The organism is Gammaproteobacteria bacterium (assembly GCA_029882975.1).
Lineage (GTDB): Bacteria > Pseudomonadota > Gammaproteobacteria > SZUA-152 > SZUA-152 > JAJDNG01.
The window spans coordinates 59,733-81,626 of record JAOUJW010000009.1 but is presented as its reverse complement, the minus strand read 5'-3'; the positions used below and the strand labels follow the sequence as shown (position 1 = coordinate 81,626).

The 21,894-nt window shown below is 48.0% G+C and carries 24 protein-coding genes; 8 read left to right on the top strand and 16 right to left on the bottom strand.

The annotated features are described in order from the left end of the window. Positions 1-31 precede the first annotated feature (31 nt). The 8 genes from OEY58_08825 to OEY58_08790 all read left to right on the top strand — a co-directional run bounded on the left by OEY58_08825 (position 32) and on the right by OEY58_08790 (position 9,065). A complete protein-coding gene (locus OEY58_08825) occupies positions 32-496 on the top strand; it encodes a GNAT family N-acetyltransferase (protein MDH5325550.1) in 465 nt (154 codons plus the stop codon). A 12-nt stretch (positions 497-508) separates the two neighbouring features. Continuing rightward, positions 509-1,066 (top strand): GNAT family N-acetyltransferase, encoded by a 558-nt coding sequence (locus OEY58_08820; protein MDH5325549.1) that lies wholly within the window; start codon positions 509-511, stop codon positions 1,064-1,066. Between the two features lie 495 nt (positions 1,067-1,561). Then, positions 1,562-3,790, top strand: coding sequence for a hypothetical protein (locus OEY58_08815; protein ID MDH5325548.1), 2,229 nt, complete (start codon positions 1,562-1,564; stop codon positions 3,788-3,790). An 81-nt stretch (positions 3,791-3,871) separates the two neighbouring features. After that, complete coding sequence (locus OEY58_08810; GenBank protein ID MDH5325547.1) at positions 3,872-4,318, top strand: FixH family protein; 447 nt, start codon at positions 3,872-3,874, stop codon at positions 4,316-4,318. An 11-nt stretch (positions 4,319-4,329) separates the two neighbouring features. Further along, positions 4,330-5,610, top strand: coding sequence for a cytochrome-c peroxidase (locus tag OEY58_08805; GenBank protein MDH5325546.1), 1,281 nt, complete (start codon positions 4,330-4,332; stop codon positions 5,608-5,610). Positions 5,611-5,656: 46 nt separating this feature from the next. Continuing rightward, positions 5,657-7,882 (top strand): patatin-like phospholipase family protein, encoded by a 2,226-nt coding sequence (locus tag OEY58_08800; protein ID MDH5325545.1) that lies wholly within the window; start codon positions 5,657-5,659, stop codon positions 7,880-7,882. Between the two features lie 112 nt (positions 7,883-7,994). After that, on the top strand, positions 7,995-8,465 hold the full coding sequence (locus tag OEY58_08795) for a cytochrome c (GenBank protein MDH5325544.1): 471 nt from the start codon (positions 7,995-7,997) through the stop codon (positions 8,463-8,465). Positions 8,466-8,519: 54 nt separating this feature from the next. After that, positions 8,520-9,065, top strand: coding sequence for a cytochrome b/b6 domain-containing protein (locus OEY58_08790; GenBank protein ID MDH5325543.1), 546 nt, complete (start codon positions 8,520-8,522; stop codon positions 9,063-9,065). A gap of 114 nt (positions 9,066-9,179) precedes the next feature. On the opposite strand, the gene nhaA is transcribed toward OEY58_08790, so the two are convergent. From nhaA to lptC, 16 genes are all read right to left on the bottom strand, one after another. Next, positions 9,180-10,376 (bottom strand): Na+/H+ antiporter NhaA, encoded by a 1,197-nt coding sequence (gene nhaA, locus OEY58_08785; protein MDH5325542.1) that lies wholly within the window; start codon positions 10,374-10,376, stop codon positions 9,180-9,182. Between the two features lie 28 nt (positions 10,377-10,404). Next, entirely contained in the window at positions 10,405-11,085 is a 681-nt protein-coding gene (locus tag OEY58_08780; protein MDH5325541.1) for a zinc metallopeptidase, read from the bottom strand. Between the two features lie 552 nt (positions 11,086-11,637). Then, entirely contained in the window at positions 11,638-12,321 is a 684-nt protein-coding gene (locus tag OEY58_08775; protein MDH5325540.1) for a phytanoyl-CoA dioxygenase family protein, read from the bottom strand. Between the two features lie 11 nt (positions 12,322-12,332). Next, a complete protein-coding gene (locus OEY58_08770) occupies positions 12,333-12,725 on the bottom strand; it encodes a hypothetical protein (GenBank protein MDH5325539.1) in 393 nt (130 codons plus the stop codon). 82 nt (positions 12,726-12,807) lie between these two features. Beyond that, positions 12,808-13,251, bottom strand: coding sequence for an NUDIX hydrolase (locus OEY58_08765; GenBank protein ID MDH5325538.1), 444 nt, complete (start codon positions 13,249-13,251; stop codon positions 12,808-12,810). Between the two features lie 23 nt (positions 13,252-13,274). Then, positions 13,275-14,630, bottom strand: coding sequence for a magnesium transporter (mgtE, locus tag OEY58_08760; GenBank protein ID MDH5325537.1), 1,356 nt, complete (start codon positions 14,628-14,630; stop codon positions 13,275-13,277). A gap of 123 nt (positions 14,631-14,753) precedes the next feature. Continuing rightward, a complete protein-coding gene (locus tag OEY58_08755) occupies positions 14,754-15,023 on the bottom strand; it encodes an HPr family phosphocarrier protein (protein MDH5325536.1) in 270 nt (89 codons plus the stop codon). A gap of 40 nt (positions 15,024-15,063) precedes the next feature. After that, entirely contained in the window at positions 15,064-15,462 is a 399-nt protein-coding gene (locus OEY58_08750; GenBank protein MDH5325535.1) for a PTS sugar transporter subunit IIA, read from the bottom strand. Then, entirely contained in the window at positions 15,459-16,316 is an 858-nt protein-coding gene (rapZ, locus tag OEY58_08745) for an RNase adapter RapZ (protein ID MDH5325534.1), read from the bottom strand. Before rapZ ends, OEY58_08750 begins: the two co-directional genes overlap by 4 nt. Beyond that, complete coding sequence (gene hprK / locus OEY58_08740; GenBank protein MDH5325533.1) at positions 16,313-17,266, bottom strand: HPr(Ser) kinase/phosphatase; 954 nt, start codon at positions 17,264-17,266, stop codon at positions 16,313-16,315. Before hprK ends, rapZ begins: the two co-directional genes overlap by 4 nt. Positions 17,267-17,269: 3 nt before the next feature. Next, positions 17,270-17,737 carry a PTS IIA-like nitrogen regulatory protein PtsN gene (ptsN, locus tag OEY58_08735; GenBank protein MDH5325532.1) on the bottom strand — a complete coding sequence of 156 codons (468 nt, stop codon included), beginning with the start codon at positions 17,735-17,737 and terminating at the stop codon, positions 17,270-17,272. A gap of 34 nt (positions 17,738-17,771) precedes the next feature. Then, positions 17,772-18,095: a ribosome-associated translation inhibitor RaiA gene (raiA, locus tag OEY58_08730; protein MDH5325531.1), complete on the bottom strand. Its 324-nt coding sequence runs from the start codon at positions 18,093-18,095 to the stop codon at positions 17,772-17,774. 330 nt (positions 18,096-18,425) lie between these two features. Beyond that, positions 18,426-19,883: an RNA polymerase factor sigma-54 gene (locus OEY58_08725; GenBank protein MDH5325530.1), complete on the bottom strand. Its 1,458-nt coding sequence runs from the start codon at positions 19,881-19,883 to the stop codon at positions 18,426-18,428. Between the two features lie 214 nt (positions 19,884-20,097). After that, positions 20,098-20,823, bottom strand: coding sequence for an LPS export ABC transporter ATP-binding protein (gene lptB, locus OEY58_08720; GenBank protein ID MDH5325529.1), 726 nt, complete (start codon positions 20,821-20,823; stop codon positions 20,098-20,100). Then, entirely contained in the window at positions 20,820-21,359 is a 540-nt protein-coding gene (lptA, locus tag OEY58_08715; GenBank protein MDH5325528.1) for a lipopolysaccharide transport periplasmic protein LptA, read from the bottom strand. Before lptA ends, lptB begins: the two co-directional genes overlap by 4 nt. Then, a complete protein-coding gene (gene lptC, locus OEY58_08710) occupies positions 21,349-21,894 on the bottom strand; it encodes an LPS export ABC transporter periplasmic protein LptC (protein ID MDH5325527.1) in 546 nt (181 codons plus the stop codon). The genes lptA and lptC overlap by 11 nt, the downstream gene beginning before the upstream one ends.

Genomic DNA, 21,894 nt, shown 5'->3' with positions numbered 1-21,894 from the left:
GTAAAATCGACGAAGTCTTGGAAACGGATCTTTGATAACTTTGGAACCCAGTGTCATCATGCATGAATACACCTTAGTTTCGCAGCTGGGCGGGAAACAAATAGATCAACTCATGGAGCTCTATCGTCATGAGTTTTGGTGCAATACCCGCAAGCGAAGTGATGTTGAAAAAATGCTGGCCAATACGGACATTATTTTGGGTGTGTTGGACAAGGCAGAAAATCTTGTGGGGTTCGCCAGGGTGTTAACCGATTTTGTCTATAAAGCAACCCTATATGACCTTATTGTACACCCGCACATGCGTGGTAAACAGTTGGGGATTTTTCTCATGAACTCAATTCTGTCTCATCCGAAGTTAGTCAGTGTAGAGCACATTGATTTAAATTGTCTGGCCTCGATGTTTCCATTCTACCAACGCTGGGGTTTCAGTGCCGACGCAGAAATCTTGGGTCAATTGATGTTTATGCGTCGTTTACACACACAGAAAAATGTATAGGGATAGAACCGCATGGAGTACCAAACCACAAGGCTCAAACTTAGACAGTGGCGTGAAGACGACCTGCCGTTGTTTGCAAAGATGAATGCCGATCCGGTGGTTATGGAGTTCTATCCAAGGACTTTAACGGTAGACGAGTCCAATGCGATGGCGAGAAAAATTATGGGGTTAATCCAAACCAAAGGTTGGGGTTTTTGGGCGGTGGAACGTTTAGAGGATCAACAGTTTCTCGGTTTTACCGGCTTGCATGAACCTGACTACAATTTACCGGTATCCCCTTGCGTTGAAGTCGGTTGGCGTTTGGATATGGAATATTGGGGGTTTGGGTATGCGACGGAAGCGGCTCGGGTGGCTCTTAGAGTGGCTTTCGAAGAACTTCACATCTCCCAGGTTTATTCTTTTGCTTCCGTGGGCAACTTTAAATCGCGTGCTGTTATGGAGCGCATCGGTATGGAAGATACCCGGTTCAATTTTGAACATCCCTTAATACCCCCGGATCATTCCCTGAGAGAACACGTGCTGTATTTGATTAAAAAGGACACTTGGCTGATGTTGAATGAGAGGAGCTGATCCTTCCTTCTATGGTGTTTTCGCTGTGACCCTATCGTGTGAGAATGTTCCTTAGGCATATTGCTGCTTTATTGTACTGTGTCTAAGGTCCGATGCCATTATTCTGAAAGCTGGCTGTCGTTTTACTTTACAAACGATTCAGTGTCTTCTTTTGCATGTTGCAGGAAATTCTTAATACCGATATTATCCTCCGGATGTGATTTTGAGGTGGAAAATCACCACCTTCTGGAATTTCAATTCTGCCCCTTCTCCTCCCCTTGGGGTTAGATGTAATAAGGGAATTGACAGCAAAACTTCCCCGCTTCCCAGCGCGATAGCGTCAACCGTGTTCCACTGTCTGTTCAGTGGTAAACCTAGGGGGTAACCGTATCTAAGTGTTGTAAAAGCAGTAACGTTGTAAATGTGATTAAAGTATCGCTGCCTGGTTTGAATCGGGTGGAGTGGTGGCTTTAGTCAAAACAGGAGTAAAAATAATACTAAAGTAAGGAGTAAACAATGAACTGTCGATTTTTGAAACACAGTGTACCCCGGATTGCGGGTTCCTTTTTGGGCATGGTATTGACATTCGGTTCCCAGTCGGTTTTGGCCTCTCCCAGTAAAGATATCACGCTCATCCATCTCAGTGATGTCCATTGTCATATTTTACCGCACGACGAAGATTTCATCGTTGCAGGTAATAGAACTAACAGTGGAGGGGTTGCCAAGTTGGCAACCGGTATTAAATCCATACGTGAAGAGGTAGGTAAGGACAACAGTCTGTTGTTCATGGTTGGGGATGCCACGCACGGTGGTGCGGAGTGTATGTTTACCTTGGGCAATGCCATCATGCCTGTATTTAATGCTCTGAGCATTGATGGTTTTGTGATGGGCAATTGGGATTTTGCCTACGGTAACCGTACGACTCGTAACCGCTACCGTGACCAGCAAAAGGGTAAGGTGCAAATGTCGGTCAACAACCAGACCACTTTAAGTTCCATGAATCCTTTGTGCACAGGTAGTGCCGGCCCGGCTGACTGTAATGTGATCCCCGCCAACTACGACACTGTGGCCAACAACGTCTATAACTTTAACGAGCGGGCGCAAGGAGCCGCACGCAAAATCAATCTGTCTCCTTCGAACCGTACGTTCAAGCCCTGGGTAATCCGTGAAGCCAATGGTATCAAAGTGGGTTTCATTGGTATTACCACCACACGGTTACCGGTACAAAATCCTTTGTTTAATTTGAGCTTTCGTTTTACCAAAGGCTTTGAAGAGCTGCCACAAGACATTGCCGATGCCAGAGCTGCCGGTGCACAAGTGATTGTGTTAGCGACAGAGCTTGGGCTTGGCGATAATGTGCAAATCGCAAAAGAAATAGACGGTATTGACGTTATTCTCAGCGGCGATACTCACGAAGCCATGCCGGAGCCCATGGTGGTGAAGCGTCCTAGTGGCGAGAAGACCATTATTGTGGAGTCCGGTGAAGATGCGTATTTGGGTCGTTTGGACTTAAATGTATCTTCCGAAGGTCGAGTGAAAAAATTCAAGTTTGAACTGTTGGAAATGACCGACGAGGTTCCTGAAGACGAGTCCGATTATTTTGTTCCCGGTGGTATAAAAGCCCTCGCTTGGGAAAATGTGAAAACTTTTTACTCCGGCGATGATTTCAAATGCCATACGTTTGGTAACGGCGGATTTCCCTACGGTAAAGGCCATAAGCTGTGTACACCGCTGGACACTGTGGTCGGTTATACAGAAGTGGAGCTGGAGCGCCGCGACGTTATCGGTGATTTCGTAAACAATATGATCGGAGACGCTGCTCTATACGCCGGTTTGTCTCTGGCTGCAACAAATCCGGATTTAAATTTAACCCCTGAAAATACCTTCGGTATTACTAATGGGTTTCGTTACGATATACCTATCTTAGCCCAAGGTACCCCCTTGGACGGTCCGGACGGTGGCTTTGCTGACGGGGCAATTACCGTGGGCGAGCTGTATAACTATATCCCTATCGCTCCGGCAGCTTCTTTGATGGACTATTCCGGCGGTGCTTTACGCAATCGTTACGAAGGTTTTCTGGAAGGAATATTTGATCCGCACCCTTTCCGTCATCAAGGCGGTTGGTGGATGGGTTTCTCCAGCAATATGCATTTTGTGTTGGATCTGGAATCGGCACCAAATTCCGTTCCCTTAGCCACTTTGGGAGGTCGGATCTTGGAAATGAAAGTGGGGGCCGAAAAAATTGATGCCGGTAAAGTTTATACCGTCATCAGTTGTTATCCTCATGGTGAAGGGTCTGACCGGCAGTGCCGCACTTCCGGAGGACGTAACTTGCGCTTCGTCTGTGGTACTTTCAATCCGGATCCTGATATGCCCAGCGAACTTGGCATTTGCGGGCCTGTGAACAAGGAAAATATTGTCGATCCCACGCGTAATCCGGTAGTGCTGCAAGTCGCGCCTGATAATTATATGGCGCCGGTGCAGATGATACGTGAGTACCTTAAAACTTTGCCGAACAATACTATTTCTGCGGCGCAGTTCGGCCCACAACGTCGCAGTACTGTTACTGTCCCATACAGTGGTTGTCCCAATACACCACCGAGCGTGGATAAGAACTGTGATGGCGTGCCCGATTCCGACTTTAGTGAAGTTCAGCCCGTTTTTGGTGCCGGACCCAGTTGGTTGGGGCGGGGTGAAAACGGTGCCACCGTCACGCGTATTGTTGGTGGTCAGGGCGTTTTATAAAAAATGTACTTGATTTTTGTTTAACTTAACAAACCGCTTTGGGCTTGATTGCCCGAAGCGGTTTTTCCTGAAGTGACGGAAATGAAACGTTTTACAATAGCTGTTAACTTGATTACCCTCAGTTTGGTTTTGACAGGATGCGCTTCCACAAACTCATCTATGCTAAAAGCAACAACGATGGTGAGTCAGGAGCCACACTTAGTGGTTGTAAGCGATCACAAACGCTTTGTGTTGAGTTTATTTCCAAACACAACACCACCTCCTTTGCACCAAATCCACGATTGGACCTTGCAAGTGAAAGACGCGGATGCAGTGGCGGTGGAAACAGCCAATATCATGGTTTATGGCGGTATGCCCAAGCACAAGCACGGTTTTTCCACAAATCCAAAAGTCACACAAAATCTCGGTAACGGTAACTATTTGATAGACGGTATTAAGTTCAACATGCCGGGACAGTGGGAGATTTGGTTGAATATCATTGCCGGAAAAGTCCGGGATAAGGCGGTATTTGTCGTCAACATAAAATAAGCCGGCCCATTATGCTGAAAATTGTATCGAATTTTGTTGTAGTTTTATTGTGTTCAGTTAGTGTTGTCTGTGCTGCCGCCGACGGCAAAGTGGGAGCGCAGAGCTGGACAGACTCTGAAAAGTCTATAGTACGTAGTCTCTGGATAGGGAATCTGCCTCCATTGCCTAAAGATCCGACTAATCAATACGCAGACCATCCTAAAGCCGCTGAATTGGGCAAAAAGCTGTTTTTTGATACACGCTTGAGTGCGTCCGGTCAAATATCCTGTGCGACTTGTCATGATCCGAGTAAGAATTTTACTGACGGACAAGCGCTTTCACGCGGTATGGGGCAAACCCGGCGCAATGCTCCCAGCATCATTGGTATGGCGTATAGCCCCTGGTTTTTTTGGGATGGTCGTGCAGATAGCCAATGGTCTCAGGCTCTAGGGCCTTTGGAAAATGGCGTGGAGCATGGTGGTAATCGTACTCACTATGCTCATGTGCTGGGCAGTGATGCGGAGTATTTGCGTTTATATGAATCGGTATTTGGCTCTTTCCCGGATCTATCCGATGTATCCCGCTTTCCCCGACAGGCCGGCCCCGTAACGGACACCTCTGCCAGTCTGGCTTGGGAGAGCATGTCCTCGGAGGATCAAAATACGGTGACACGGGTCTTTGTCAATATAGGAAAATCACTGGCAGCCTATGAGCGTACGATAATTATCGGTCCCAGCCGCTTTGATCGATATGTAGAGGCAATGGACAGCGGCGTAGTGCAGGGCTCTGAGCCCTTATATACGGAAGAAGAAAAGGCAGGATTGAAACTGTTTATAGGTAAAGCGACCTGCGTCATTTGTCATTCGGGCCCGTTATTCACTAACCACGATTTTAAGAACGTTGCCACCCCCGGTGTGAAAGCATTGGGCAAGGACCAGGGCCGATTTGACGGTGTACAGAAAGTACTGAACAATCCTTTTAATTGTCGTAGTGACTACAGTGACGCCAATCAAGATGGTTGCAAAGAGCTGCAATTTATAAAATTCACTGTGGACGATACCTTGGGAGCATTTAAGATACCCGGGTTGAGAAATGTTGCCAAAACTGCACCCTATATGCACGCGGGACAGTTTAGTACGCTGGCAGAGGTCCTAAAACATTATCAGAAAAGACCTCTTACCCGTTTAGGACACAGTGATTTACTACCCTTTAAATTGACCGATACGGAACTGGTGCAATTGGAGTCCTTTTTGCGCACTCTGAATTCCGACCTGGACGACAGTGGCTTGGGCGTTACAGTACCGGCGCAATAACAGCGCAGTCACCATTTTCACGATATGTCAGAAATTAGGTTTTGCCATGCCAAATTTTAAGTTTATAGCGGTACATCCCGCAATGCTGTTTTTGACTTTGCTTGGCGCTGATAACAACCTATTTGCGACAGAGCTTGGCAAACAAGACCGCCCGGTCGTAGGCTTGGTTCTCAGTGGCGGCGGAGCCCGCGGGGCGGCTCATGTAGGGGTTCTTGGAATAATAGAAAAAATGCGAGTACCGGTGGATATTATCACCGGGACCAGCATGGGGGCGATAGCGGGCGGCCTATACGCTTATGGGTATTCCCCGGCCGAGTTGGAGCTACTCTTGTCACAGGCGGATTGGGAAGTTTTGTTTTCCGATAGGGCACCACGGCGTGGGTTGAGTCCCAGGCGTAAAACCGATTATCTGGGTTATCCCGTTAAGAACGAAATGGGTTTTAAAAACCGATCGTTTTACATGCCGACAGGACTGCTTGAGGGCCAAAAGCTCAACGTGTATCTCAAGTCGCTCACGTTACATGCTCCAACGAAGTTTAGTGATTTACCCATCAACTTTAGGGCCGTCGCCACAGATATCGAAACAGGCGAAGATGTCGTGCTTGGTGAGGGTAGCTTGGCCGAATCCTTACGTGCCAGCTTGTCTATTCCCGGTATATTTGCCCCTGTAGAGTGGGATGGACGTCTGCTGGTGGATGGCGGCATAGTGAATAACGTCCCGGTAAAACTCGCACGGGAAATGGGCGCCGAAATTCTGATTGTTGTGGATTTGAGTTCGAAACTGAAAAATCGAAAAGACTTGGGATCTCCTTTCAGTATTTTGGGCCAAAGCATCGATATCTCCATTCAGCGCGCAACATCGTTTCAACTGGATGCTTTGGGCGATCGGGATATTTTGATTCAACCCGATACCAGTGGTTTTTCTTCCACCGATTTCAAGCGGATTAAGGAGCTCACGCAAATAGGTATTCTTGCAGCGCAGTCTCAGAGCGAGAAACTAAAGGTGCTGTCTTTGTCGGAAAGTGACTATACGCAGTATCTGGCCAAGAAACAGCGGCCCACACGCCCGTTGCGGGTTGACAGGGTTGTCGTTCAAAATCAATCCAGAATGTCTGACTCCGTCATAGAAACGTATATTCAAACCAGGCCCGGCCCCCTAAACATGAAAGAGTTGGAACAGGATATCGAAAAACTCAACGGGTTGGATATTTTTGAAAGCGTGGATTTTGATTTGGAGACTTCCGATGGGACCTCTACCTTAGTATTGACCACCAAGCAAAAAGCCTGGGGCCCCAATTTTTTGCGTTTTGGCGCCAACATCGCTAACAACTTCAATGCTGAACCCACTGAGTCACACCTCAGTTTGACGGCCAACACGGTTCCCGTTGGGAGTTCAGGCAGTGAATGGCGCACGGAGCTGCAACTGGGTTATAACGACGTGTTTCATACGGAGTTCTATCAACCCTTGGATCGACGGTTAGAGTTTTATGTGCGTCCTTGGTTTAGATTTGAACAAACTCATTTAAACGATTTTACGAAAACCCGCGATGTAGTCAATGATACTTTAGTGGCTACTGCTCAGTTGGGTTTTGTTGCGGGTCGCTGGTTTGGTTCTCAATTTTCTGTGGAGCTGGGTCTGAATCGGGCGTTTGGAGACAGCGTCCCCAACACGGGAAAGTTGTCTATTAATAATCATGATGCGGATTTGGGGGCATGGGAACTTCGAATGGTATACGACGATTTGGATAGCATGGAGTTTCCGACGTCCGGGTCTCTGGCAAGTGTCCATTGGTTGGGTCTGCGGCAGACGCTGGGAAATGCTGGCGAGCAAGACAGGGTGCGAATCAATTTACTGCTGTCGGAAACCTTTGGCAAAAACACGCTGACGTTTTGGGGAAGTGTGGGAGCGGTGGTGGGAGGTGATGTAGAGCCGGATACGGGGTATACCTTGGGTGGATTATTCAGCTTGTCGGGCTTGGAAAGAAACTCTTATATGGGACGATATACCGGAATTGCTCGCATTCTATATACCGGTGATTATATTAATTGGCCAACGCTGATTGATATTCCATTATATTTTGGCATGTCAGTGGAGGCGGGCAATGCCTGGAATGACAGTAGTGAAATCGATGTTGGTACTTTAGTACTAGCTGGAAGTTTATTTGTCGGAGTCGATACGCCCATCGGGCCTCTGTACTTGGCACAAGGGTTTTCACGCCATAGCGAAACCAAAAGCTATTTATTTCTTGGTCACAATCTGAGCTTTTTTTAAATACGAAACCCGGGAATAAAACGGTGCAAACGGCGTTTATAGACCATACTCGCAAAATATTGAGAGTCATCTATATTTATCCGGTTACCTTTACACAATGGAGAATTAACTTATGAAGATTGTTTCCAGATTAATCCTGTCGGTGCTGTGCGTGGCTTTGGCTTCGCCTGCTTTCGCCGATAAAGACCCCAAAAAAGGGGCTATCAAGGCGCGACAGGGCGAAATGCAAATCAGAAAATTTAACATGGGCCCATTAATGGCCATGGCCAAGGGAAAAATGCCCTACGATGCCAAAAAAGCCCAGACCATGGCGAACAACCTTAAAGTTTTATTGGAATTAAACAATAGCGCGGCTTGGATGCAGGGTACTTCCAATAAGGAGTATCCGGATGATACAACCGCGTTACCAAAAATTTGGGAAACCTGGCCAAAAATAGCGGATTACGGTAAAGACTATGCCAAAGCTGTTAAGGAAGTGGCTGCAGTTGCCGGTAACGGTCAATCTGCTTTGGGCAAGGCGATGAAGGATTTGGGTAAGGCGTGTAAATCCTGTCATGACGATTTCCGCAAGAAAGACGATTAATCGACGCCGCATTGCATGGTGAGTCCATTGCAGCGAGAAAAAATATGGGATCCAGTGACACGCGTGTGGCACTGGATCTTCGTTGTAGCAGTATCCGGCAGTTGGCTGTTTGGCAAGTTCATGTCGTCAGACTCGGTGCTTTGGCACTTTTATTTGGGCTATACCATTGTCGCCTTGTTATTGTTTCGATTGATTTGGGGAATGGTAGGGCCTGATCCGGTACGGCTAAGAGCATTGTTTTCCCGCCCCAGTGAAGTAATTGCTTATTCAAAAACCCTCATGAAGCGAACACCCAGCGGTTACGCCGGGCACAACCCCATGGGATCGTTGTGGATTGTGGTTGTCTTGCTGATTCTCCTCCTGCAGGCCATATCCGGTTTGTTTATTGATGCCGATGATTTTTTCGAGTACGGGCCTTTGTTCGACTACGTGTCCGAGGATACCGCCAAGTTTTTCAATCGTTGGCACTATTACTTGTCGTACCTTATTCTGGGATTGGTATCCTTACACGTATTTGTGCTGTTTTTCTATCTGTTTTGGAAAAGAGAAAACCTTATCAGCCCTATGTTCAGTGGTTTGAAATGGGTAAAGAAAGCGTAAAGTAAAATGGGCAATTCAAGCCTGCTCCTTTTTAGTGCAGACAGCATTTCATTTTCCAGGCGAACCCTCTTAATTACCCATAAACCTATCGCAGCATAGGAAAGGACTGTTCGGCTACCCTTTCTCAGGGTCAGCTTGATGAGGGCTACTACGCAGGATTAGGTAACCCAGAATTCCCGAGAGGACAGAGCCCAATAGTATCCCCAGACGCTCATCAAACAGCAGATTGACGCCGGTTTCTTCAAACGCCAGGGAGCCGATAAACAGGCTCATGGTAAAACCAATGCCGCAAAGTGCTGCCGTGCCGTATAAGCTGCGCCAATTCATACCGCTAGGCAAACTCGCCAAACCCAATTTAATGAAGAGCCAACAAAAAGCGAATATCCCTATTTGCTTGCCCAGGAACAGGCCCAGAGTGATTCCCATGGGCACATTATGCAAGAGCTGCTCGGCGCTGACACCGCTGAAACTAATGCCGGCATTGGCAAAGGCAAACACCGGTAGTACAAAAAACGCTACGGCCGCATGTAAGTCGTGTTCTAAGCTCTTTAATGGAGAATAGTCGGGTTTATGGGCTGAGCGAATGGGAATGAACATGGCCAGCAAAACACCGGCCAGCGTGGCATGAACACCGGATTTCAATGTGGCTGCCCACATGATGATGCCCACCAGAATATATACGCTGGTGGAAGCTGTGTTGCGCTTGTTAAGAAAATACAACACGGATAAACACAGCGCCGCAACGATAAGTGCGGTCAAAGAGATTTTTGAGGTATAAAACACGGCGATAATAATTATGGCGCCGATATCGTCGAATATTGCCAGGGAGGTGAGAAATATTTTTATAGAAACGGGAATACGCGTGCCTAATAAGCTTAATACCCCCAGAGCAAAAGCGATATCTGTCGCGGCGGGAATCGCCCAACCCTTGATGGCTACCGGGTCGTCCTTATTTAAAAGAAAATAGATCGCTGCCGGTACGATCATGCCGCCTACTGCGCCGATGGCAGGTAGTACGACTTTTTTTCGGTCTGCCAATTCACCTTCCAACAATTCTCGTTTCAGCTCCAAACCCACAAGAAAGAAGAATACGGCCATCAGGCCGTCATTGATCCAAAGCAGCAAGGGTTTGGCGATTTCAAAGCTGCCCACTCGAATTTCTATGGGTACGCTAAGGAGCAAATCGTAATACGGTGCGACGAAGCTGTTGGCCGCAATGATTGCGGCCAATGAGGCAATAAACAGCAATATGCCCCCGGCGCTTTCCAGTTTTAAAAAATCACTGATCCAAATGTTGTCTTGTGTCTGCATGGTTTAAAAAATCTCGGTGTGAAAGTGTTTATCTTAAAATGGCAATCCAGCGCCACAAACGCAGTATGTCCGCCAACGCACCGGCAACATACGTGAGGGCACAGGCTTTGAGAATTTGCCGCACAGCGGGCATATAGGTTTCAGGCACATAGCCGGTTGCCAAAATAGGTAGGGCTTTATTGTAACTGGCATCGAATTCTTCCGGTAATATGGCAACATAAAGTGCGACCGAAGCGGCCATGGTGAGAATGCCAATGAGCGCGGAGACCAGCGCTAAATGGGGGATTCTTATGAGCAGGCTGACGATGGGCAGCACGGTGAGAATGAATACGCCAACAGCTTGGATTCTGTGCGCTTTATTTAAGTATTTTCCCCGCAGTTGGCTTACGGGTTCCTGTTTATTGAACTGAATCGCATGCCCCACTTCGTGGGCCGCTACCGCCACCGCAGTCAGGGATTTTCCCGTATACACATCGGGACTCAAGCACACGGTATTTTGTTCCGGGTGGTAGTAGTTTTCATCTTTGCCACCTTGCTTCACTTTGACGTCAGTTAAACCAAACTTCTGCAACAAGTGTCTGGCCAGTTCCGAGCCGGTACCGGGCATGCCGTCCAGGTGGCGGCTGTGTTTGCGCAGTACATAGCGGACCCATAGCTGGGGCCCAAAAATGAGTGCCAACAAGGCCAAAGTGGGTATAGCATATATCATGACGCTATTTTACTGGATTTGGAGACCAGAGAAACAGCGCTAAGCACGGTTTCTCCTGATTGTCGAAAGCTCATGCCGGGGGTTTGAGCTCTTCAGCGCCGGTTCCCACCAACTGGGCCATACGCAAGGTACCGTTGCCCATACATTGGCGCAGATGGAGAACTCCCCGTCCAGCTGTACGTTGGTCACTTGTTGGGGGAATTTCCCCGTGGTCACAATTTTGCCGGTCTCAAAAGCTTTCTGCATAAATTTCCCCGTTCTGACCATACCTTCCGCAGAGGAAGGGCTCATAGGGGTATATCAAGGTAACGTAAACAAAAAACTGCATATGGTCGTGCTCCTTTTGTTGTACGCGTTTGTTGTATGCGCGCCTAAGTATTAGAAAAATAACAGTATGAAGCGGTTTCTGGTGTTTGCTTGAAACCCTTCACTATCTGGTCGAACCAATCACCTGCATAGGGGCAGACAAAACCGCCAGCACCCGGCCCGCTTCCTGTTTGTATATTTTGCCAATCTCGTGTCAAACATGAGGTCTCATTTTTCAAGGCCCGATCAGGCTTCGTACCATTGCAACGGTGGCGGTAGTTGCATGGAACAATATTCAATATGTACGATTCTTCTGTGTGTTGTTTGGACAGCTTTTCGCGACGAATGAAACAGCAAGGGACTCATGATTAAAACATCTCCCGGTTCGGCAACACATTCAACGATGTTGGACTCGTTTTGTTCCACTTGTTTAATGAGTTGTTTGGAGCTTGTGCGACCATTGCGGTGAGTGCCCGGCAGTACCCGCAAGACGCCGTTGTCTTTATCGCTTCTATCCAGGTGCAGGCGCAAAGTAACCATGTTGTTTAAATATTCCTGCGGCGGTTCTACATGCGGTATCCCTTGTTTTTCACTCCATAAATCAAAACCGGGAACAGCGTGCCGTTCCTTTAATGCGATGGATGTGTCTTGATGCCAAGCTACGTTCCAGTTGGATTGTGATGTTTTGTCGAAAAATATCGATCTTACGGGTTGGGAAAAATCTCCGTGTATCGTTTTTGTCAACCCATGTAGGGTAGGTGATAGAGCTAAATCACGAATCTCAGCAACTCGCTGCATTAAGTTGCGCACGCCGTAGTGATTGCTTTCTTTTTGAAGTGGATTGAGCGCTTGTAGCAGCGAGTCTATTTGCTTTTTTGGGATGGCTTGTTTAACTAAATAGAATCCTTGTTGCAAAAACTCTGTTTTCATTAATTGATGATTCACTTTATGCCAAGTTTGCCGTTGAGCTCATCAGCGCCGTGAAATATCAATTTGGTTTTTTTTCCGTCTTTCACCATCGCCAAACGACCGAATCGCGGGATGTCCACGGTTTCTTGGGTTTTCATGGCGTTGAGAATGATTTGCACAATTGGCGCGTGAGTTCCTTCGGTCTTGGGTTTGGTCCCGCCTTCTGCGTAGTCGCGTAGTTCTGTACAGGCTCGGAACATGGCAATGGTGCAAGCGGGGTTTCCGGCGCCGGCTTTGCGGCTGCAAGCGGAGAACGTGCCCAGTCCGGCGACGACGTGTTTTTTACCTTGCGACAAGTCGAGAGAGATTTCGGTTACCAATGCAGTGAGTCGCTTGTCATTTTTTCGAATTCCCGGAATGCTCATTCAAGAATCCCTTATTGCGAGAGAATATCGCAATTTTACAGAAACGCTGGGGAAAATCCATGCGGGCTGGAATGATAAAAACTTATGTCGTCGGCAATAGTCCGGGTTTGCAGCCCGTTTGCTTAAATAGTAGATAGTCTCTAAGGATTTGTTCGTGATCAAACGCCAAGGGGGTGGGGATTTGGTCGGGCGTATACACCTTAAGATTGATGGCGTCATCGGCCGCTTGCGGGGTGCCCTGAGCGTGGGCGATATAGACACTGCTAACGGTGTGAAAGCGGGAATCCCGCTTGGGGGCGGAGTAGTTGGCTAAATGGGCCACCAAGGTGACATCCAGGCAGGTTTCCTCTTTGGCTTCGCGTATGGCCGCTGTTTCCAGCGTTTCGCCCCGATCCACAAAGCCGCCGGGCAGTGCCCAGCCCAAAGGTGGGTTACGTCGTTCAATTAGTACAATGGGGTGGTTCGGACGATCTCTCAGCTCGATTATGATATCCACGGTAAGTAGCGGTGTGACGGGTAAAGGCATGTGCTGTCCTTAATAATTAATGCTTACACGAGATACAGAGCCGCCAGGCCCAGGAATACCAAAAATCCAATGACATCGGTTACCGTGGTCAGTACCACGCCGCCGGCCAGAGCGGGATCGATTTTGAACTTTTGTAGTACGATGGGGATGGATGCCCCTGCCAGTGCGGCTACAACGAGATTGGCGATCATAGCCATGCCGATAACTAAGCCCAGTTTTTCGTTACCGAACCAGAGCACCGCAATGGCTGCGACTACCAGTGACCAGATTAAGCCGTTGAGCAGACCAATACGTGCTTCTTTATTGATCAAACGCATGGCGTTGGCCGGACTGACTTTACCCAGTGCCAGGCCCCGAATCACCAGTGTCAGGGTTTGGCTTCCGGCAATACCCCCCATGCTGGCGACAATTGGCATCAGAATGGCCAAGGCTACGAGTTGCTCAATGGTTTGACCAAACAGGCCGATTACCCAGGAGGCCAGTAAGGCGGTGAGTAAATTGATACCCAGCCAGACGCTGCGACGGCGGCTGCTGGTAATGGAGCTGGCAAACATATCGTCTTCTTCGTTCAGTCCCGCCATGCTCATGAGTGAGTGGTCCGATTCCTCGCGAATAACGTCCACCACGTCGTCAATAGTAATACGTCCCAAAAGTTTGTTTTCACTATCCACCACAGGGGCGGAAATGAGATCGCGTTGCGAGAAAATATGTGCCACTTCCTGTTGCGGTAGATGGGCGTCAATCGCCTGACTGTCCCGCTTGGTGAGTGCGCCAACGGATAAACCTGGATCTTTGATTAACAAATCCGTCAGCGCCAGGGTGCCAATATAGGTGCCTTCCCGGTTAATGACGATCAGGTTATCCGTGGCTTGTGGAATTTCACCCAGCAGGCGCAAATAGCGTTGAACCACGTCCAGCGTCGTGTCTTCGCGTACGGTGATGGTATCGGTGTTCATCAGGCCGCCTGCGGTATCCTCCGGGTATGACATAACGGCTTCTAAACGCTGACGCCGTTGTTCGTCCATGGATTGGAGCAGTTGTGAGGTGGCTTCCTCCGGAATATCTTCGAGAATATCCGCTAAGTCGTCATTAGGCAGGCTTTGAACCGCGGTGACCAGATCATCGTGTTCCATGGTCTGGATCAGGTTGGTTCTTACATCATCATGCAGGCTGGCCAGTACGTCACCGCGATTTTTTTTCTTAATCAACTCCCAAATACTGTGTCGCTGCGGTTGTGGCAGAGACTCCAGCAAATGAGCCAGATCGGCGGGGTGTATTTTGTTGATCTTGCGGCGTACCTGGGCAACACTGCCTTTATTGATCAGGTCGGTGAAATCTACCAGGATGTTTTTGCCGGCTTCTTGCTCTGTGTCTGACATGAAATTCCCTGATTCAAACAATGGGGATACCAACGCACAAGTTTAAACCAAAGCGCGGCAAATTGAGAGAGTGTAGGAAAAGTTAAGGTATAACGAATGAGGGTTGTCAGTTGCTAAAATACTTTATTCATCTTCACCAAATCGTTCTTCGACCAGCTGCTGCAAACCACTCAGGGCTTCGTACTCGTCTGCGCCATCCACGGTGACAGTGATGATGGAGTTTTGGCTGGCCGCCAGCATCATGACGCCCATGATACTTTTTCCATTGACTTCCCGTCCGTCTTTGGAGACGAACACGCTACTTTGAAACCGCGATGCCAGTTGTACCAATTTGGCCGCTGCCCGGGCATGCAAACCCAGTTTATTCACTATGGTCAGTTCAGTGGACAGCATAACAACTCTTCACTTCTCTTCTCGTCACTTCAGAGGTTCCTTAGGTAATTTCTCTGCGGTTGAACAATACACCGTCTTTACCGCCATCGACGGCAATTTCCACCAGTTGGGTGAGCGTAAGATCCGGGTAGTTCATGACGCGCATCATCATAGGCATGTTCAAACCGGTCACCACCATGACGTGTTCCGGCTTGGATAATTTGTGGGCAATATTGCTGGGTGTAGCACCGAACATATCGGTAAGAATCAGTACACCATCGCCGCTGTTCATGGTTTCCACTTTGGCTTGAGCTTGAGCCAGCATTTGATCTGGGTCTGAATCAAAGGGAACACATAGGGTGTCGGTTTGCAGGGGACAGACACCCAGAACCCGGGTGGTGATTTCCAGCAGAATTTTGCCTAAATTTTCGTGCGTGATTAATAAGACGCTAACCGTCATGGTAAATCTCTGTGCCGCATTAAAACATTATCCCGCTGTGTCTTATAGTGTTCACCCAACTTTTGCGCCAGGAATACAGACCTGTGTTGCCCACCGGTGCAGCCGATTGCGATGGTCATGTAACTGCGGTTGTCAGCCTCAAACTTAGGAATCCAATGATCCAGAAAGTTTTTGATATCGCGATACATTTTGTCTACATCCTGGTGTGTTTCCAAAAATGTCACTACCTCGTCGTCCAGGCCGGTTTTTTGCCGCAATCGCGGCTCCCAATGTGGGTTGGGCAAGCAACGGGCATCAAAGACAAAATCCGCATCTGCCGGCACTCCATGCTTAAACCCAAAGGATTCAAACAGCAGTGACAGGGATGCAAATTCGTTGCCGTTTAGGCGTTCTCGAATCAGCTCTCGCAGTTGGTGTACATTGCTGCGGCTGGTATCAATATAAAGATCGGCCCGAGACGAGATGGGCTCCAGTAACTCGCGCTCAATTTTTATCGCTTCCAGCAAGGGGACCTTGTTGGCGGTCAGGGGGTGTTTGCGACGGGTTTCACTAAAACGTTTCAGGAGTATGTCGTCGTCAGCATCCAGAAAGAGGACATCGCAACTGATTCCCTTGTTCTTGATTTGGTCGAGAATATACGGAAAGCGGTGTAGCTCTTTGTGCAGATTACGAGCATCTATACCTACGGCGATGTGTTCCACGGTATTGGGTACCGCAGCCTGCATTTGCTCGGAAAACGCCGGTAACAAACCGACCGGGAGATTATCAATGCAATAGTATCCCAGATCCTCCAGGAGGTTGAGGCCGGTACTTTTGCCTGAGCCTGAGACGCCGCTGATGACAATGAGCTTCATTCGGAAGACGGTTCCAATAATTGTTTTTGTTTTTGCATGAAGTCTTTGACGGCGTCGTATCCTGACAAAAGTTGTATATACTGCCGTGTCGCTGCCTCAACCAACACAGCCAAGTTGCGTCCGGGTGCCACCGGTATTGTCACTTCAGAAATGTCCACATCCAATAAGGTAAAGTTTTGTTTCGTCCCCATCAGGCGATCCAGATTATACTCCTGGTCGGGCTTAATATACGAGAGCTTTACAATCAAACGCAGATTTTTCGATGGTTTTATGGCGCTGTCACCAAACATTTCCCGTATATTCAAGACCCCTAGCCCACGGACTTCCAGAAAATCCTGTAGTGCGGGCGGGCACAAGCCTTTAATGGCATCGGGGGCAATTCGGGAAAATTCCGGAGCGTCATCGGCAATCAGGCGGTGGCCGCGGTTGATCAGCTCCAGTGCCAGCTCGCTTTTACCAATACCGCTTTCGCCGCGCAATAGTACACCCAAACCATAGACTTCCATAAAAACACCGTGCAGGACGATTCGCTCCGCTAATGTATGTTCCAGATAATACTGCATGCGATTTATCAATTTTTGGCTGGGCATGGGCGAGGTCAGTAAAGGCGTACCGGAACTTTGTGCTGCTTCAACGAGCTGGGCCGGTGGTGTGATGGAGTCAGTGACGATGACCGCTACGGGTTGATTGGCGAATAATTGTGATATGACGTCGTGATAGGTGTTTTTTCCCAAGCCCTCCAGGTAGTCTGTTTCCCAGGGGCCCAAAACCTGGACCTGGTTTGGGTGTACCGCATTGAGATGTCCGATCAGGCTGGCGCTGGGTTGCAGGCTTTGGTCCACAAACTGAACGGTTCGCTTTGCGCCGGAGTGCCCTGCAATCCACTGCAACAACAAGCGGTTTTTGTGAGCACCAAAAAGTTTTTCCGCTGTGATTTGTTCTTGTGACATCCTCTAATTATTGATGTGATTTTTCCAATTTTGAAGCAGATGGCACAGGCTATCTGCATCCTCGCATTGGCGGATTTTCTCCCGAATGGTCTCGATGCTGAACATTTCGGCGATTTCCGCCAGTAAATTCAAGTGTTCTTGAGTGGAGTTTTCAGGTACCAGTAGTGCAAAAATCAAGTCGACAGCTTGTTTGTCAATGGCGTCATAGTCAATGCCTTGTTCCAGCTTGATGAAAGCGGCTATGGTTTGCTCTGTGTTTTTCAGTCGTCCGTGAGGTATGGCAACGCCACTGCCAATGGAGGTGCTTCCCAGCTTTTCCCGTGCAAACAGACTTTCACAAACATCCTGAGAGGCTAAAGATTGACTGCCTCTGGCGAGGATCTCGCTGACAGTTTCCAATGCTCTTTTCTTGCTGCTGACATTTAGATCGTTGACGACCCGATCCGGTGTAATAATGTCTTGAATTTCCATCTTATTCTACGTTTTTGGTTACATCCAATCAAAATCACATCTGGGCTTTTTTGGGAGAACCCTCATTGCGGTGATGGTCAGTTGTTTTTTCTTTCCGCTTGATAATTTGCCGATCCAGTTTATCCAATAAAGCGTCAATGGCGGCATACATATCCTGGTCTTCAGCGTTAGCAAAAATTTTGTTGCCATTGACCGGGATCGTGGCCTCGGCTTTGTGACGTTGTTTTTCAACGCTGAGAATCACATCGATACTGGTCACCTGGTCAAAATGGCGCTCGAGTTTTTGCATTTTTTCTTGAACGTAGTCTTTTAATGATTGTGTTACTTCTAAATGGTGGCCAGTGATGGTGATGTGCATAAAAATCTCCTGTATCGGTGAAACTTAGCCGTTTACGTTGCCGTGTAAACGATTGTGCGTCTTTATTGTTATTATGTCCGGCATCGAGCACGAAACCGGGGATAATACCGCCCTATGCGGCGGAATACCAGTCATCTCTGTAGCACTTGCGTAAATGTTGTAAGAATCTCTCGTTAATAAGAACAGAATCGTCTGTTTCGCTGAAAAGCTTAGATATATTTCCAATATTTGCATTTTCCACCAAGTTGGCGCAAGAGTGGGTGAGGCATGGCTGCCTCTGGCGGTCACATTCTGTTCTTTCCGCTCATCCGGAAATGTCGCAGAAAATTCCTAAATCAATCGTTTTCTTTCGTTGGAGGGTGGTATGGACATCGCTTCGCGATATTTAGCCACGGTTCGGCGTGCTACATTGATGCCCTGTTTTCCCAAAAGAATCGCTAACTTGTTATCACTTAAGGGCTTGTTGGCTTGTTCGGCGGCAATCAGTTTCTTAAGCATGGCACGTATTGCCGTAGCTGAACATTCTCCGCCGCTGGCCGTGCTGACGTGGCTGGAGAAAAAGTATTTCAGCTCGTAAATGCCTCTGGGGGTATGCATATACTTCTTGGTGGTGACGCGTGAGATGGTAGATTCATGCATACTCACCACTTCAGCGACATCGTGCATGACCAGCGGTTTCATCCCTTCATCACCATGCTCGAAGAAGTCCTTTTGTCGTTCTACAATGCACCTGGCCACTTTCAATAACGTATCGTTGCGGCTTTTCAAGCTCTTCAGGAACCAGCGGGCTTCTTGTAAATGATTCTTCATGTAGGTGGTATCGCTGGAATTGCTGTTTTTTTGGGCTAAATTGGCGTAAAGAGCATTGATGGAAAGCTTGGGGGTGACCTCCGGATTCAGCTCTACTTTCCATTGGCCTTTGATTTTACGGACAAAAACATCGGGTACTACATACTCCGGCTGGGTGTCGGTGATTTGGCTGCCGGGTCTGGGATTGAGAGACTGGATGAGAACCAAGGTGTTCTGTAATTGTTTCTCTGACAATTTGGTGCGGCGCATTAGAGACAGGTAATCCCGATTGGCCAGCAAATCAAAATGGTCTTTAATGATAGCCTTGGCTTCGGTTAACCATGGTGTTTCCATATCATAGTATCCCAACTGCAACACCATGCTTTCTTGCAGGTTTCTCGCGCCTACCCCTGGAGGATCGAAATTTTGCACGCGGCGCAGCACGGACTCCACTTCGTCCAATTCAATATCCAGCCCTTGTTCTACCAGGCTTTGGTGTAATTCTTCTACGGCAGCGGTAAGAAATCCACTTTCGTCTATGGAGTCGATGATGGAGGTCGCAATGGCCATGTCCACTTCGCTGAAGGGGGTGAGGCGCATTTGCCACATCAAATGTTCATTAAGGCTTTCCCCGCTGTTTTGGGGTTGTTCCATGATCCGGTTGTCGTCCGGATCCAAAGATTTAATCGGCGTGTAAGTATCAAAGGTATCGCCCCAATCGCTGTCCACTGGCAGATCATTGGGGATATCCATATCTACTGTGTGGTCAACATCTTTGTCCGATGTGTCCTTCGCAACAATATTTTCGTCGTTCTGACTACTGTCATCATTCTGGTTGTCGCCGGACTCTTCCGTATCCAGCATGGGATTGGATTCCAAGATTTCTTGAATCTCAGATTGCAGTTCCAATGACGACAATTGCAGCAGGCGAATAGCCTGTTGCAACTGGGGCGTCATGGTAAGTTGTTGCCCAAGTTTAAGTTGTAACGTCTGCTTCATAAAAGTGTTAAGTTTGTTTTAAATCTTTAATTCAATCCTATCCCTGAAAATTCTATTGGTTCCGCATAGTAATTAATAGCACTAATTGAGCCAAGTGTGCAGCCAAATCACAGCTACTGACTGAAAAAGTTTCAGGAAATGCGTTGTTGTGCTTATTTTGAGTGCATTACGTGTTTTTTTACTTTTTAGAAACGGCAGTGCTGCACACAAGCTGCTATAGTTTAAAGCTTTCTCCCAAATAAACCTGTTTTACTTCCTGGTTTTCCAAAATCTCATGTGGGCTGCCGTGGGCCAACACCCGACCATCATTCATAATATAAGCATTATGACACACGCCCAATGTTTCTCTGACGTTATGATCGGTTATAAGTATACCGATATCTTTTTTGGTTAATTGGTTAATGATTCGCTGAATATCAATTACCGATATGGGATCCACTCCCGCAAACGGCTCATCAAGCAATATAAATTTGGGTTCCGTCGCCAGGGCTCGGGCAATTTCAACGCGCCTTCGCTCGCCACCGGACAGGCTCATGCCCAGGCTGTCACTGATATGGCTGATATGCAATTCTTCCAGTAGCTCTTTAAGTTTAGCTTGTTGTTGACGGCTGTCTAAGTCAGATCGAGTCTGCAGGATTGCAAGAATGTTATCGGCCACAGAGAGCTTGCGGAACACAGATGCTTCTTGTGGTAAATAGCCGATACCCAGCTGAGCACGGGCATGCAGCGGAAATGCAGCAATATTTTGATTCTCAAGGAGAATTGCGCCTTCATCACAAGGAACGAGGCCCACGATCATATAGAAGGATGTAGTCTTTCCGGCACCGTTAGGCCCCAGTAACCCTACGACTTCGCCGCTGTTGACTTTCAGCGACACGTTTTTAACCACAATGCGGTTTTGAAAACGTTTTGCCAGATTCTTAACTTCCAGTCGGCTCATGGTATTTTTATTATACTCGCCGGATCGTTTTCGGATTCCTGGGATGGGGGTTGAATAGTAACTTGTACACGTTGTTGTCCGGATTCATCCACCGCTGCGGTGACGACTTCTTTCTGGGTATCGTAGTCAATTCGATTGCCGCTAAATGCATTACCTCCTTGGGTCAGGCGCGCATTTTCCAACAGCAACAGGCGTTTTTCCCGGGCAAAGTACTCCATGGTATTGGCTTCGCCCTTAATGTTTTCGCTATTGATTTTGCCTTCCTGTACATAACGCACCGGGGATCCTATCGCGGTGACGTGGCTTAAATCTCCCTTGTCGCTGTGGACGATCAGGGTGTCGGCGTTGATCTTGATGCCGCCTTGCGTTAACAGTACATGACCGGAATAGGTGCTCACGCCCTTTTTTTCATCCAAAGTGGCTCGATCGGCTTCTATGGTTATGGGTTGCATTTTATCTTTCGCCGCCGGATTTCCCGCCGGGGTGAATGCCAGCGTTAGCGCAAAGAGGCAGAGGGTCAATCGACTATTGAACATATGTGCCTTTTACCTTGGCGTCTAATCTGAGCCGGAGCTGTTTGAAGTCTGCATGCATACCCTTAGCTTGGACCGTGCTTTCACTGGATACTATCGTAACTGCATTATTGGTTTCTGCCGTATGAGTTTGTGGATAGATGGTTATGTCTTGGGCTTTGATAGTGACGTTGGATTTTTCTTGCTCTATCAGTACAGAGCCTTGCAGGAGGATTTCCTGCATTTCATCATAGATGGTGCCCGTTTCGGCGGTAACGGTCCAAACTGAGCCATCTGCGCGGTGTACAGTTAGGTTGGGCTGGGTCAATTCGGTTCGGTTTTCTTTCTTATAGTGAGCCAGGAAGTTTGCATATAATTCTTGTTTAGGCTTGCCTTTTTTATCCATTACCACCGTGCGCACACCGTGCATGAAATAATCCGGTTTTCTGGTATCGTTCTCGGGTTCTTCCAGGGCGGTAAAATCCAAAGATGTTACAAACCACCAGCTCAAGGCGGCGCTGAGCAGTAAGACCAATGGAAATATAATGCGGATTTGCAT

What these genes read in the sequence shown, in the direction of transcription:
- OEY58_08820 (MDH5325549.1), top strand. Translation starts at nt 509, where the DNA reads ATGGAGTACCAAACCACAAGGCTCAAACTTAGACAGTGGCGTGAAGAC.
- OEY58_08815 (MDH5325548.1), top strand. Translation starts at nt 1,562, where the DNA reads ATGAACTGTCGATTTTTGAAACACAGTGTACCCCGGATTGCGGGTTCC.
- OEY58_08810 (MDH5325547.1), top strand. Translation starts at nt 3,872, where the DNA reads ATGAAACGTTTTACAATAGCTGTTAACTTGATTACCCTCAGTTTGGTT.
- OEY58_08805 (MDH5325546.1), top strand. Translation starts at nt 4,330, where the DNA reads ATGCTGAAAATTGTATCGAATTTTGTTGTAGTTTTATTGTGTTCAGTT.
- OEY58_08800 (MDH5325545.1), top strand. Translation starts at nt 5,657, where the DNA reads ATGCCAAATTTTAAGTTTATAGCGGTACATCCCGCAATGCTGTTTTTG.
- OEY58_08795 (MDH5325544.1), top strand. Translation starts at nt 7,995, where the DNA reads ATGAAGATTGTTTCCAGATTAATCCTGTCGGTGCTGTGCGTGGCTTTG.
- nhaA (MDH5325542.1), bottom strand. Translation starts at nt 10,376, where the DNA reads ATGCAGACACAAGACAACATTTGGATCAGTGATTTTTTAAAACTGGAA.
- OEY58_08780 (MDH5325541.1), bottom strand. Translation starts at nt 11,085, where the DNA reads ATGATATATGCTATACCCACTTTGGCCTTGTTGGCACTCATTTTTGGG.
- OEY58_08775 (MDH5325540.1), bottom strand. Translation starts at nt 12,321, where the DNA reads ATGAAAACAGAGTTTTTGCAACAAGGATTCTATTTAGTTAAACAAGCC.
- OEY58_08770 (MDH5325539.1), bottom strand. Translation starts at nt 12,725, where the DNA reads ATGAGCATTCCGGGAATTCGAAAAAATGACAAGCGACTCACTGCATTG.
- OEY58_08765 (MDH5325538.1), bottom strand. Translation starts at nt 13,251, where the DNA reads ATGCCTTTACCCGTCACACCGCTACTTACCGTGGATATCATAATCGAG.
- mgtE (MDH5325537.1), bottom strand. Translation starts at nt 14,630, where the DNA reads ATGTCAGACACAGAGCAAGAAGCCGGCAAAAACATCCTGGTAGATTTC.
- OEY58_08755 (MDH5325536.1), bottom strand. Translation starts at nt 15,023, where the DNA reads ATGCTGTCCACTGAACTGACCATAGTGAATAAACTGGGTTTGCATGCC.
- OEY58_08750 (MDH5325535.1), bottom strand. Translation starts at nt 15,462, where the DNA reads ATGACGGTTAGCGTCTTATTAATCACGCACGAAAATTTAGGCAAAATT.
- rapZ (MDH5325534.1), bottom strand. Translation starts at nt 16,316, where the DNA reads ATGAAGCTCATTGTCATCAGCGGCGTCTCAGGCTCAGGCAAAAGTACC.
- hprK (MDH5325533.1), bottom strand. Translation starts at nt 17,266, where the DNA reads ATGTCACAAGAACAAATCACAGCGGAAAAACTTTTTGGTGCTCACAAA.
- ptsN (MDH5325532.1), bottom strand. Translation starts at nt 17,737, where the DNA reads ATGGAAATTCAAGACATTATTACACCGGATCGGGTCGTCAACGATCTA.
- raiA (MDH5325531.1), bottom strand. Translation starts at nt 18,095, where the DNA reads ATGCACATCACCATCACTGGCCACCATTTAGAAGTAACACAATCATTA.
- OEY58_08725 (MDH5325530.1), bottom strand. Translation starts at nt 19,883, where the DNA reads ATGAAGCAGACGTTACAACTTAAACTTGGGCAACAACTTACCATGACG.
- lptB (MDH5325529.1), bottom strand. Translation starts at nt 20,823, where the DNA reads ATGAGCCGACTGGAAGTTAAGAATCTGGCAAAACGTTTTCAAAACCGC.
- lptA (MDH5325528.1), bottom strand. Translation starts at nt 21,359, where the DNA reads ATGTTCAATAGTCGATTGACCCTCTGCCTCTTTGCGCTAACGCTGGCA.
- lptC (MDH5325527.1), bottom strand. Translation starts at nt 21,894, where the DNA reads ATGCAAATCCGCATTATATTTCCATTGGTCTTACTGCTCAGCGCCGCC.